Annotated in this window: 9 protein-coding genes; 5 read left to right on the top strand and 4 right to left on the bottom strand. The window is 67.9% G+C overall.

All coding sequences use genetic code 11. The features are described 5' to 3' along the window. Window positions 1-45: 45 nt before the first annotated feature. The 4 genes from ACO227_RS17155 to ACO227_RS17140 form a co-directional block, all read right to left on the bottom strand. Complete coding sequence (locus ACO227_RS17155) at window positions 46-2,256, bottom strand: TonB-dependent receptor (protein ID WP_423603430.1); 2,211 nt, start codon at window positions 2,254-2,256, stop codon at window positions 46-48. Window positions 2,257-2,431: 175 nt separating this feature from the next. Further along, a complete protein-coding gene (locus ACO227_RS17150) occupies window positions 2,432-4,096 on the bottom strand; it encodes an amidohydrolase (protein ID WP_423603428.1) in 1,665 nt (554 codons plus the stop codon). Next, on the bottom strand, window positions 4,096-4,581 hold the full coding sequence (locus ACO227_RS17145; RefSeq protein WP_423603426.1) for a hypothetical protein: 486 nt from the start codon (window positions 4,579-4,581) through the stop codon (window positions 4,096-4,098). The genes ACO227_RS17150 and ACO227_RS17145 overlap by 1 nt, the downstream gene beginning before the upstream one ends. An 82-nt stretch (window positions 4,582-4,663) precedes the next feature. Further along, window positions 4,664-6,124 carry a PLP-dependent aminotransferase family protein gene (locus ACO227_RS17140; protein ID WP_423603424.1) on the bottom strand — a complete coding sequence of 487 codons (1,461 nt, stop codon included), beginning with the start codon at window positions 6,122-6,124 and terminating at the stop codon, window positions 4,664-4,666. 128 nt (window positions 6,125-6,252) lie between these two features. On the opposite strand from ACO227_RS17140, the gene ACO227_RS17135 reads away from it, so the two are divergent. The 5 genes from ACO227_RS17135 to ACO227_RS17115 are packed head-to-tail and all read left to right on the top strand — an operon-like array spanning window position 6,253 to window position 11,705. Then, on the top strand, window positions 6,253-6,936 hold the full coding sequence (locus ACO227_RS17135; protein WP_423603422.1) for an FMN-binding negative transcriptional regulator: 684 nt from the start codon (window positions 6,253-6,255) through the stop codon (window positions 6,934-6,936). A gap of 2 nt (window positions 6,937-6,938) precedes the next feature. Further along, window positions 6,939-8,300, top strand: coding sequence for an amidohydrolase family protein (locus ACO227_RS17130; RefSeq protein WP_423603420.1), 1,362 nt, complete (start codon window positions 6,939-6,941; stop codon window positions 8,298-8,300). Beyond that, window positions 8,297-9,556, top strand: coding sequence for an amidohydrolase family protein (locus tag ACO227_RS17125; protein WP_423603418.1), 1,260 nt, complete (start codon window positions 8,297-8,299; stop codon window positions 9,554-9,556). Before ACO227_RS17130 ends, ACO227_RS17125 begins: the two co-directional genes overlap by 4 nt. Beyond that, a complete protein-coding gene (proC, locus tag ACO227_RS17120; RefSeq protein ID WP_423603416.1) occupies window positions 9,556-10,332 on the top strand; it encodes a pyrroline-5-carboxylate reductase in 777 nt (258 codons plus the stop codon). Before ACO227_RS17125 ends, proC begins: the two co-directional genes overlap by 1 nt. A 35-nt stretch (window positions 10,333-10,367) precedes the next feature. Next, a complete protein-coding gene (locus ACO227_RS17115; RefSeq protein WP_423603414.1) occupies window positions 10,368-11,705 on the top strand; it encodes an MFS transporter in 1,338 nt (445 codons plus the stop codon). The last annotated feature ends 32 nt before the right edge of the window (window positions 11,706-11,737 follow it).

Here is an 11,737-nt window from a genome sequence, read left to right as displayed (position 1 = left end):
GGGGGCCGCGCGACAACCTGGCTTGGTGGGAACGCGGCGGCCGCCTCAGAAGTCGATCGTTGCCGAAGCCTTGAAGGTACGCGGCATGCCCTGGACGAGATAGCCGCCGAGCGAGGACGCCCAGTAGCGCTCGTTGGCGACGTTATCGACGTTGAACCGGAAGGTGAGCGGCGCGCCCCCCGCATCGATCACGTAGCGCGCGCCGAGATCGAAGCGAGTCCATTCGGGCAGGATGATGGTGTTGGTGACGTTGAACGCCTGCTTGCCGGTCTGCATCACGCGGCCGGTGAGCGTCAGGCCGCCATAGACGTCCCATTCGATGTTCGCGTTGGCGGTGTATTCGGGGACGCCTACGGCGTCGCGGCCGTCGTTCAACCCGCCCTGGGTGCGGCGCTGCTTGGCGTCGGTGATCGAAAAGCCGGCGATGATGCGCAGGCCCTTGACCGGCTCGCCGTCGACGCTGACCTCGATGCCCTTGTTGCGCTGCAGGCCATCGACCGTGAAGATGGTGCCCGCCGGAGTCACGCCCGGCGCCGTCGGCACATTGAGCCCCTGCGGCCGATCGGTCTGGAATCCAGCGATCGACGCATTGAAGCGGCCGAACTGGACCTTGCCCCCGACCTCGTACTGCACCGTCTGGAATGGCGGAAACACCTGGCCGACATTGAGCGTGCCGGCGCCCGCGACCGGCCCCTGGGCAAGGCCCTCGATCCGGTTGGCATAGAGCGAGATATTCCCGCTCGGCCGGATCACGAGGCCGACGACCGGTGTCGTCGCGCTTTCCTTGTATTCGCTGGTCTGGACGTTGGTGTTGATATTGTAGGCGCGGAAGTGAATGCTCTGGTGCCGCAGCCCGAGCGTCAGCTGCACAACGTCTTCCGCGAAGCCCAGCGTATCGGACACGAAGATGCTGTCTAGGCGTGTGCGGTTGGCCGGGTTGGGATCGGCGAGGTTGCCGGAGACGAACCCGTTGAACGCGGGCCGCGCGACCTGCACCGGCGCGTAAAGGTTGTTCCGCGGTGAGGTTGCCGGCGCCGAGGTGCTGAACTCGAACGCGTTGCGGTTGACGTAGCGGCTGTGCGAATAGCCCATGTTGAGCTGGTGGGTGATGCCCCAGCCCTCGCCCTTGAAGCGCAGGCCGGCCTGCGCAGCCTCGTTATTGTCGTTGCGCGGGATGTTGGAGCCGGTGACGAACGCGGCGCCCGACGCCAGCGTGGCGGGCCCGTTAGCGGTCGCGGTGAAGGTGCCGCCGGTCGTGTTGAGGACCTGGAAGCCCTGATAGACACCGCGCTCGGCGGTGTCGCGCGCGCCGGCCGAGGCGTAGAACATGAGGTTCTCGGTCACGTCGTATTCGAGCTTCACGATCCCGAAGACGTCGCGGATCGTCTGGTTGTACCAGGACTGCCCGTAGTTGCTGTCGGCGCGCGGCACGGCCGGCAGGGTGGTCGCGCCACCGTAGAAGTTGTTGAGCTGGACCATCGGGCGCATGTGCTGCGCCTTGACGTTCTGATAGGCGAGGTCGAGGCTGACGCGCAGATTGTCGGTGCGCCAGTCGAAGCTGCCGCCCACGACCGCCGAGCGGCGGAATTCGTCGTCGATCGAGATGTCGCCCGACCGGAACGCGCCGTTGATGCGCGCGCCGAACGCCTTGTCTTCTCCGAAGCGGCGGCCGAAGTCGAAGGCGCCGCCGAAATGCGAGTCCGACAGATAGTTGACGGTGAGGCGGTTGGTGTTTCGTTCCTTCGCGCGCTTGGGCGTGAGGTTGACAGTTCCGCCCAGCGCGGAGCCGCCCGGCGCGGCGCCGAACAGGAAGGCGCTGGCCCCGTTGAGAATCTGGATCTGGTCGTAGAGCTCGGGCGAGACGAGCTGGCGCGGCGTGACGCCGAACAGGCCGTCGATCGCGATATCCTCGCCGAACAGGTTGAAGCCGCGAACGACGAACTGCTCGGACATGTTGCCGAAGCCGAGTGTTGTGCGCACCGAGGGATCGTTCTCGAGCACCGCGCCGAGCGTCAGCGGCTGCTGATTGAGGATCAGCGCCTCGTTATAGCTCTTTACCGCGAAGGGGGTGTCCATCGCGTCCTTGTCGCCCAGCGCGCCGAGCGAGCCGTTGCGGCTGACTTGAGTCTGGTTGTCGCGCTGGGCGACGATGACGACGTCCTCCACCGGAGCATCCTGCGCGAAAGCGGGCGTGGCGAGCGCGGTGGCGAGAGCCGCGACAGCGGCGCCCCTGAATGCGATGCGATGGGCAACCATGATCAATAACTCCCCCAACTGGTGTTGCGTGTCCCTCCCGATACGGGCCTGATCTGGGCCAGGCTCTGCACCGTGATGGTAACATGCGAGTCGGGGTTGGGCCGCGAAACATCCAGTTTGAGGATGCGCAAGGGTCCAAACGGGTAAATTTCGCGACCTCAATGGCTAAGCGGGCTCAGCCGAAACGCTGTATCCCTCCGACGACAGTGCGCAGCACCTTCGCCTGGGTCAGCCGGTGCGGGTCGATCGCGAAGAAATCCTGATCCCACACGACGAAGTCGGCGAGGAAGCCGGGCGCGATCAGCCCCATCTTCCTGTCGTTGAAGCCGGCATAAGCGCCCTCGCGCGTGTAGCAGCGCATCGCCTGCGCGAGGCTGACGCGCTGTTCCGGGTACCAGCCGCCGGGGTTCTTGCCGTCGAGCGTCTCGCGGTCGACCGCGGCCTCGAGCCCCGTGAGCGGATCGATCGGCGCGACCGGCCAGTCCGAGCCCATGCAGACATGCGCGCCGGAGCGGACGAGCGAGCCGAAGGCGAAGCTGGTCTTGAGGCGCTTCTCGCCGATACGGCGCACCGCCCAGCGGCCGTCGTCGATCGCGTGATAGGGCTGGACCGAGGCGATCACGTCCTGCGCCTTGAACCGCGGGACCGCTGCGGGCTTCATGTGCTGGACATGCTCGACGCGGAAGCGCCGGTCGCGCGGGCCGTTGGCCTTGGCGACCGAGGCGAAGGTGTCGAGCACGATGTCGTTGGCCTCGTCGCCGATCGCATGCGCGGTGACCTGGATCCCGGCCTTGTCGGCGCCCTCGATCCAGCGGCGCAGGTCGGCGGGATCGGTGACGACGATGCCGCGCGTGCCGGGTTCGTCGAGATAGGGTTCGTAGAAACGCGCGGTGCGCGAGCCGAGCGAGCCGTCGAACACCACCTTGCACCCGCCCCACTGGACCCAATCGTCGCCGTGGCCTTCCTCGGCGATCAGCGCGGCCTGCGTTTCCCAGTCCTTGAGCGGGAGATAGTGGCGGAAGCGCAGCCCGGTCTCGCCCTTGGCGCGCAGGCGGCGGGTGGAATCAAAGCTGATCGTCTCGAGCTCGGTCGGGTGGACCTGCGTCACGCCCTTGCTGAGCGCCAGCTCGATCCCCTGCCGCGTGACGGCGTCGATCTGCTCGGGAGTCTGCTCGCCGATCGCGCGCAGGACGAGATCCTTGGCCGAATCCTTGATGATGCCGGTGGGTTCACCGCCGGCGTCTTTCTCGATTACCCCACCGGGCGGGGAGACGGTGTTGCGGTCGATCCCCGCCAGCTTGAGCGCCAGCGAGTTGAGAAACAGCATGTGGAGATCATAGCGGATCACCGCGACGGGGGTGTCGGGGGTGACGGCGTCGATCCACTTGCGATGCGGCATCTCGCCGCCCCAGCGATCCTGGTCCCAGTTCCCGCCTTCGAGCCAGGCGCCCTTGGGCAGTGCCTTGGCGGCGGCGGCGATGCGCGCGACGAATTCCTGGGGATCGGCAGCGTCGCGCAGCGAGGGCTGCGACAGCATCGTCGCGGCCTTCACGAAATGGACGTGCGGATCGATGAAGCCGGGGGTGACGAACGCGCCCTTGAGGTCGACGACCCGGGTGCGCTTGCCAGTGCGCGCACGGACCGCATCGGCGCCGAGCGCGGCGATGCGGTCGCCCTTCACCCCGATCGCGTCGGAGCGGGTTGCGGGACCGGCGCCCGTCCAGACGCGCGCGTTGAGATATGCGGTGTCGAGATCCCCCTCGGCCGCGAAGGCGGTGCGGGTCAGCGCGGCAGCCGCGGTACTCGCGCCGAGCGCGAGGACAGTGCGCCGGCCGGGCATCACTTGCCCATCGTCGATTTGCGAGGCGGATTCTCCGCGCGCCATTTGTCGAGCCGGGCGAGCCATTTCGCCGCGGAGAGCGGGCCGTAGGTCTTGGAGTCGGTATGCTCGGCGATCAGCTCGCGGATGTTGACGAAATAGGCCGGGCCGCTGGGCAGGCCGAGTTCCTTGCGCTTGGCGTCCATCGCGGCCTGCTGCGCCGGGGTCGGCTTGAAGCCGGTGACGGGCTTGAAGATGATCACGTCGAAATCGGCGCCATTCTCATGGAAGAAGAGCTGAATCGGCGGCTGGCCGCCGGCTGCCGCAACCTCGTCCGCCTGGGCGATGCGACGAATGAATTCCTCCTGCTTCCCGGGCGCGAGCTTGAAGATCTCGAACCAGGCTTCCGGCCAGGCTTCCTGCGCGGCGGGCTTGGGCGCTTCCTGCGCCGCGACTGGAACTGCCGGCAGGGCCAAGACGGCAATGGCGAGCGTCAGATGTTTCATCGGTTATCCTCCCTTTTGCCCAAGGGTCCGCCTTTGCGATGGAGCGGAAAACATCCAAGTGTCGATCCCGCGACGGGACCAATCACCCCGCCGCTTCGCGCAATGCCGCGACGGCGGTCTTCGCCTCGTGCTCATTGAGGCTGGCGAAGCCGATGCGCAGGCCGCGCGGGGCGTCGTCGCGGGTCATGAACGAGCGCGAGGCGGCGAAGCGCAGCCCCATCGCCGCGGCGCGCGCTTCCATCGCGTCGAGATCGGTGCTGAAGCGCAGCCAGAAGGCGAGGCCACCGTCGGGCATCTTATAGTCGACGATATCGCCGAGCGTGCGGTCGATCTCCGCGGCGAAGCTCTCGCGACGCTTGGCATAGACCTGCCGCACCTTGCGTGCGTGGCGGCGGAGCTCGCCATTCTCGATCAGCTCGGCGGCGGCGTCCTCGGTCAGGGCGTTGCCCATGCCGTCGGTAAGCGAGACCATGTGCGCGATCGCGTCGATCACCGCCGGCGGGGCGGCGACATAGCCGATTCGCAGCGCGGGCAGCAGCAGCTTCGACATCGAGCCGACATAGATGACATGGCCCGGGCCATAGCCGGCCATGGGCAGCAAGGGCTGCGATTCGAAGTGGAACTCGTGATCGTAATCGTCCTCGATGATCGCGTAACCGAACTGATGGGCGAGCTCCAGCAGGCGCAGGCGACGCTCGGGACGGAGTGAGACGGTGGTGGGGAACTGGTGGTGCGGTGTCACGAACACCGCGCGCACCGCGTTGCGGCGGCAGGCATGCTCGACCGCGGCGATGTCGATCCCGTCCTCGTCGAGGCCGACCGCGACGACATTGGCGCCGAGCGCGCGAAAGGCGGCGACCGCGGGCTCGTAGGTGAGCGCCTCGACGATCACCGTGTCGCCAGGGCGGACCAAGACATGCGCGGCGAGGAAGATGCCGTTCTGGCTGCCACGGGTGATGCAGATATTTTCGGCGGTGACCGGCAGGCCGCGCTGGCTCTTGAGCATCGTCGCGATGCTCTCGCGCAGCGCTGGGGTGCCGCGCGGGTCGCCATATTGGAACTTGTTCTCGCGCGATGCCTTGTGCGCGGCCGAGCGATAGGCGCGGGCGAGCAGTTCGGCGGGGAAGAGGCGGCCGTCGGGCGCGCCCTCGTCGAGCTTGAGGCCGGGGCCGGAGGGGAGCGCAAGCGGACGTTCGGGCGGCGCGGCGAAGCGATAGTCGATCGGCACATTGCTCATCGTCGCCTCGGCCTCGGTCCGCTGCTTGTTCGCGGGCTCGGGGAGCGAGGCGGAGACCATGGTGCCGCGCGTGCCGGCGGAGTCGAGCCAGCCCTGCGCGATCAGGTCCTCATAGGCGAGCACCACGGTCTTGCGGTTGACGCCGAGCACTTGCGCCAGTTCGCGGCTGGAGGGGAGGTAGGTGCCCGACGTCAGGCGTCCGCGTTCGATGTCGCGAATCAGCGCCTGGATGATCTGCATGTAGATCGGGACGTCACGCGCGGGGTCGATTCGCTCTCCCAGGCTGACTTGCCACGGCCGCAGCATTGGACCAGATCCTTCCGCCATTGGAAACGATGATGGGGGCCAAGGCTAATATGGCAAATCCATGCTGGCAACCTCCGGCTGGACCCCGATGCTTTTCGGTCTTGGTGCTTGCCGCTCCCCGAACGCTGGTGAACAAGGGGGCCATCAAATCGCAGGCATCGGGGCACATGGGCGAAGCTGAAGGTAGCGCGAGCGTAGCGGAAGCGCGGGACGAACGGCCGTTGTTCGAGCGGTTCGACGCGGCGGACGTGCGGGCGCTGATCGAGGGCTATCCGCTCGCCTGGGTATGCGGTGGCGGAGCCGGGGCGCTGGAGGCGAGCCTGTTGCCGCTGATCGGCGTTTATGACGGCGAGGACCGGTTGATCGAGCTGATCGGGCATCTGATGCGGTCCAACCCGCTGCACCATGCATTGCACGAGAATCCGCGCGCGACCCTCTTATTCAGCGGGCCCGACGCCTATGTCAGCCCCGAGCATGCCGGGCGCCGCGACTGGGCGCCGACCTGGAACTATGCGCAGGTCAAGGTGGCGGCCGAGATCACGTTCGACGAGGCGCTGACGGAATATTCGCTCAAGGTGCTGATCGACGCGATGGAAGCGAGGCGGCCCGCGCCCTGGGGCGTGGAGGAGCTGGGGCCGCGCTATGGCAGGATGCTGACGCGCATCATCGGTTTCCGTGCGCGCGTCACCGGTCTTTCGGGCAGGTTCAAGCTGGGGCAGGACGAGGACGACGCGACGCTGCGCGCGATCCTCGGGGCGCTGCCCGATGCAGAAAGCGTCGCGTGGATGAAGAGGTTCAACCGGGAACGTTGACGATGGCGAAGGGGGCAAGGTTCGGAGCGGTGATCGCAATTGCGGCGTGGCTGGCTGCGCCGGGTGCAGCGCAGGTCCGGTCCGAGCCGTGGAAGGACGATCCGTTCCCGAGCCGCTACAGGCCAGCCGCCCCCGACGATATGCTTCTGCGCGGGGCGACGATCCTCGACGGCGCGGGCGGGCGGATCGACGGCGGCGACGTGCTGGTGCGCGGCGGGAAAATCGTCGCGGTCGGCAAGGCGCTGGCGAATCCCGGCGTGCGCGAGGTGGATGCCAAGGGGCGCTGGATCACCCCGGGGGTGATCGACGTGCACACGCACAACGGCACCTTCGTCGTGCCGCTGACCGATATCGACCGCGAAGCGAGCGACGTCGCCGAAGTGGGCAGCCCCAACGGCGCCGACACCTGGATCGAGACCGCGGTCAATCCGCAGGACATGGGGTTCGACCGCGCGTTGATGAACGGCGTGACGACGATGCAGATCCTGCCCGGATCGACGCCCATCTTCGCGGGGCGATCGGTGGTGGTGAAGCCGGTGCGCGGCGCGACGGTGTGGGACATGAAGGTCGCCGGCAGCGCGCAGGGCTTCAAGATGGCGTGCGGCGAGAATCCCAAGAGCTGGGGCGCCGACGACGACAATGAGGGGCCGACCAGCCGGCAGGGCGTGGTCGCGTACATGCGCCAGGCGTTCCTCGACGCGCAGACCTATGGCCGGGAGCGCGCCGCGGGCAAGGTGGCGCGCGATCTCAAGAAGGAAGCGTTGCTCGGCATCATGGCGGGCGATATCCGCGTCAACCTGCACTGCTACCGCGCCAACGACATCGCGTCGGTGCTGGCGGTGGCGAAGGAATTCGGCTTCCGCATCGGCGCAATCCACCATGCGACCGAGGCGTATAAAATACCCCGACTGCTGCGCGAGAGCGGGACGTGTGCGGCGGTATGGGCCGACTGGTGGGGCTTCAAGATCGAGGCGCAGGATGCGGTACGTGCCGAGGCGCCGCTGCTCGAACGCGCGGGTGCGTGCGTGATGATGCATTCGGACTCCGCGGCGGACGGCCAGCGGCTCAATATCACCGCGGCCAAGGCCGCGGCGGCGGGGCGGCGGATCGGCATCGAGACGCCGCCCGAGGCGATGATCAAATGGACGACCAGCAATCCCGCGAAGCTGCTGGGGCTGGCGGACCGGGTGGGCACGCTGAAGGCGGGCTATCAGGCGGACCTGGTGCTGTGGTCAGGCGATCCGTTCAGTATCTACACCAAGGCTGATCTGGTGCTGATCGATGGGGCGGTGGCATGGGACCGGTCGAAACCGCCGGCCACACCGGTCTCCGACTTCGAGCTAGGGCGGGGCGGCGTGCGATGATCCGGACGCTCGCATATCTGCTGGCGCTCGCCGCCACGCCCGCCGCCGCGCAGACCATCGCTGTCACCCATGCCGAGGCCTGGACGATGGAATCAGGCGAGCCGGTCAGGGACGCTACGATCGTGATCGAGCAGGGCAGGATCGTCTCGGTCACGCCGGGCGGCGAGGTGCCGGAGGACGCAAGCGTGATCGACGCGCGCGGCAAGCCGGTGACGCCGGGGCTGATGAACGGCGCAACGCAAGTGGGGCTGATCGAGACCGCTTCCGCCGACACACGCGACCAGGGATCGTCCGACGAGCGCAATGCCGGCTTCGATCCGTCGCGCGCGCTCAACGGCAATTCGACGCTGGTCGATCTGATCCGCGCCGACGGGGTCACGCGGGCGCTGATTTATCCCTCACCGTCGCGCATCCCGGTGTTCGCCGGCGAGCCGGCGATCGCGCGCTTCCGCGAGGGCGTCGATATCCTCGGCGAGCGCGAGGTCGCGGTCTATGCCGTGATCGGCGGCGGGGCGTGGGACCGGGTCGGATCGCGCGCGCAGCAATGGGCGGTGCTGCGCAAAGCGCTGGGCGATGCGAAGCGCGCGATGCCGGCGCCCGAGGCGGGCGACGGCAAGAAGCATGACCGCCATGGACCGCCGCCGGGGCGCGGGCGCCGGGTGGGCGAGGAGCTGATCCGCGGCGTGATCGCGGGGGAGACGCCGCTGGCGATCCACACCAACCGCGAATCCGACATTCGGGAGGCGATCAAGCTGGCCAGCGATTTCGGCATCCGCGTGATCATTGTCGAGGGCGCGCAGGCATGGCGCGCGGCCGACGCGCTGGCTGCGGCGAAGATCCCGGTGGTGCTCGATCCCGCGGCCAATCTGCCGGGCGGGTTCGACGAGCTGGGCGCGCGGCAGGACAATGCCGCGATCCTGGCGCGAGCAGGTGTAAAGGTCGCCTTCGGCCTCGCCGGGGGCAAGATCCACACAAACTATAACGCCGGCATCGCATTGCGCGAAGGCGCAGGGATCGCGGTGGCGAACGGGCTGCCCTATGCCGACGCGCTGCGTGCGGTGACGGTCAATCCGCTCAGCATCTGGAGCAAGGGCGGCGGTACGCTCAGCGCCGGCGCCGACGCCGACCTGGTGGTGTGGGACGGCGATCCACTGGAGCCGTCGACCAACGCGACGGCTGTGATCATTGAAGGACGTCGGGTATCCGCGCGCTCGCGGCAGGATCTGCTTGCCGAGCGCTACAAGGATATTCGCTGATGGACGTGTTGCTGGTCGGGTGCGGACGAATGGGCGGCGCGATGGCGCGCGGCTGGCAGGGCGCGCATCGCGTGCTGGTGTTTGACCCGCTGGCGGCCGAACTGCCCGAAGGTGCGGAGCGGGTGGAAAGGCTCGACGATGTCGAGCCGGGCGACGATTTGGCGGTCGTTCTAGCGGTGAAGCCCCAAGTGTTTCCCTCGATCGGCGATTCACTTCGGCCGCTGGCACGAGGCGACGCGCTGTTCGTGTCGATCATGGCCGGGATCACGCTGCAGGGGCTGAACGACGCGCTGGGCAGCGGACGGTCAGTACGGACCATGCCTAACACGCCCGCGGCGATCGGACAGGGCATTACTGCCGCAGTCGCCGGGCGCGACGTGCGGATGAGCGATTTCGCCAGAGTCAACGAGCTGCTCGGCCCGACCGGGCAGGTGGTGTGGATCGACGAGGAAGCGCAGATCGACGCGGTGACCGCGGTGTCGGGCAGCGGCCCGGCCTATTTCTTCCGGTTCACCGAGGCGCTGGCCAAGGCGGGTGCGGACGCGGGACTGCCGCCGGAGCTGTCGATGCAGCTCGCGCGCGCGACCTTCACCGGCGCGGCGGCGCTGGCGGGCGCGGACCCGGCCGAGATCGCCGAGCTGCGGCGGCAGGTGACCAGCCCCGGCGGCACCACCGCTGCCGGGCTAGCACAGATGGATCAGGAGGATGCGATCGACCGGCTCGTCCGGAAGGTCGTGGATGCGGCGGCGGTGCGTTCGCGCGAGCTGGCCGGATAAGAACGGCGCGAGTCCGCCCGTGCAGGAGAGGACGAATGACCCGGATTCCCGGAATGATCGGCGTGCCCGCGGACGGGGACGCTCCGCTCGACACGCGCGCGGCGCATGCCGTGCCGCTCGATCGCAAGGCGCGGGCGCGCGCTGCGGTAGCGGGATCCGTCGGCAATCTGATCGAATGGTACGACTTCTACGCCTATGCCTATACCGCGCTCTACTTCGCCTCGGCCTTCTTTCCGGCGGGGGATCGCACCGCGCAGCTACTCAATGTCGCCGCGATCTATGCCGCGGGGTTCCTGATCCGGCCGCTCGGCGGGTGGTTCTTCGGGCGCTATGCAGACCGCCACGGGCGGCGTGCGGCGATGATCGCGTCGGTGATCCTGATGGGCGCGGGATCGCTGCTGGTGGGCGTGCTGCCGACCTATGCCATGATCGGCGCGGGGGCGCCGGCCTTGCTGCTGGTCGCGCGATTGATGCAGGGTTTCTCGACGGGCGGGCAGTACGGCGCGGCGGCGACGTATCTCAGCGAGATCGCCGAGCCGGGGAAGCGCGGCTTCTACGCCTCATTCCAATTCGTCACGTTGATCGGCGGGCAGCTGTTCGCCCTGCTGGTGGTGTTCACGCTGCAGGCGACGATGAGCGAGGACGCGATCCGCGAATGGGGCTGGCGCCTGCCGTTCATCCTCGGCGCGGTGCTGGCCGGGATGTTCATCCTGTTCCGCGACGTGATGCACGAGACCGCCGAGCCGGCGGGTAAGGGCGAGGATGCGGGGTCGCTGAAGACGCTGTTCAAGCATCCGCGCGCGATGTTCGTGGTGATGGCACTGAGCGCGGCGGGGGCGGTGACGCTCTACACCTTCACGACGTATATGCAGAAATACCTCGTCAACACCGCGGGGATGGATGTGGCGAGCGCGAGCCGGACGATGCTGATCGTCACTTTTGCCTTCCTGCTGCTCCAGCCGGTGCTGGGCACGCTTTCGGACCGGATCGGGCGGCGGACCAATCTTCTGATCTTCAGCGGGGGCATGACGCTGTTCGCCGTGCCGTTGCTCGGCGCGATCGGGCAGGCGCAGACGATGTGGAGCGCTGGGCTGCTGGTGTTCGCGGCGCTGGTGATCCTGAGCTTCTACACTTCGGTCTCCGGGCTGTTCAAAGCCGAGCTTTTCCCGGCGCGGGTGCGGGCGCTCGGCGTCGGGCTCGGGCACGCCATCGCCTCGGCGATCTTCGGCGGGACGGCGGAGTGGGCGGCGCTGCTGCTCAAGCAGATGGGGCATGAGGGACTGTTCGCCTGGTATGTCTCGGCGGTGTGCGCGGTGGCGTTCGTCGTGGCATGGCGAATGCGCGAGCCGCGCGCGCACGGGCATCTTCACTGAGGCTTGGCGGGCGGAGATTGCGCGTCTTGGCC

Source organism: Sphingomonas sp. MS122, from assembly GCF_049532975.1.
In the GTDB taxonomy this organism is placed as follows: Bacteria; Pseudomonadota; Alphaproteobacteria; order Sphingomonadales; family Sphingomonadaceae; genus Sphingomonas.
The sequence above is the reverse complement of the archived record's forward strand: the minus strand, read 5'-3'. Positions and strand labels throughout refer to the sequence as shown.

Coding starts and splice junctions, on each gene's coding strand:
- ACO227_RS17155 (WP_423603430.1), bottom strand. CDS start 2,256: ATGGTTGCCCATCGCATCGCATTCAGGGGCGCCGCTGTCGCGGCTCTC.
- ACO227_RS17150 (WP_423603428.1), bottom strand. CDS start 4,096: ATGCCCGGCCGGCGCACTGTCCTCGCGCTCGGCGCGAGTACCGCGGCT.
- ACO227_RS17145 (WP_423603426.1), bottom strand. CDS start 4,581: ATGAAACATCTGACGCTCGCCATTGCCGTCTTGGCCCTGCCGGCAGTT.
- ACO227_RS17140 (WP_423603424.1), bottom strand. CDS start 6,124: ATGCTGCGGCCGTGGCAAGTCAGCCTGGGAGAGCGAATCGACCCCGCG.
- ACO227_RS17130 (WP_423603420.1), top strand. CDS start 6,939: ATGGCGAAGGGGGCAAGGTTCGGAGCGGTGATCGCAATTGCGGCGTGG.
- ACO227_RS17125 (WP_423603418.1), top strand. CDS start 8,297: ATGATCCGGACGCTCGCATATCTGCTGGCGCTCGCCGCCACGCCCGCC.
- proC (WP_423603416.1), top strand. CDS start 9,556: ATGGACGTGTTGCTGGTCGGGTGCGGACGAATGGGCGGCGCGATGGCG.
- ACO227_RS17115 (WP_423603414.1), top strand. CDS start 10,368: ATGACCCGGATTCCCGGAATGATCGGCGTGCCCGCGGACGGGGACGCT.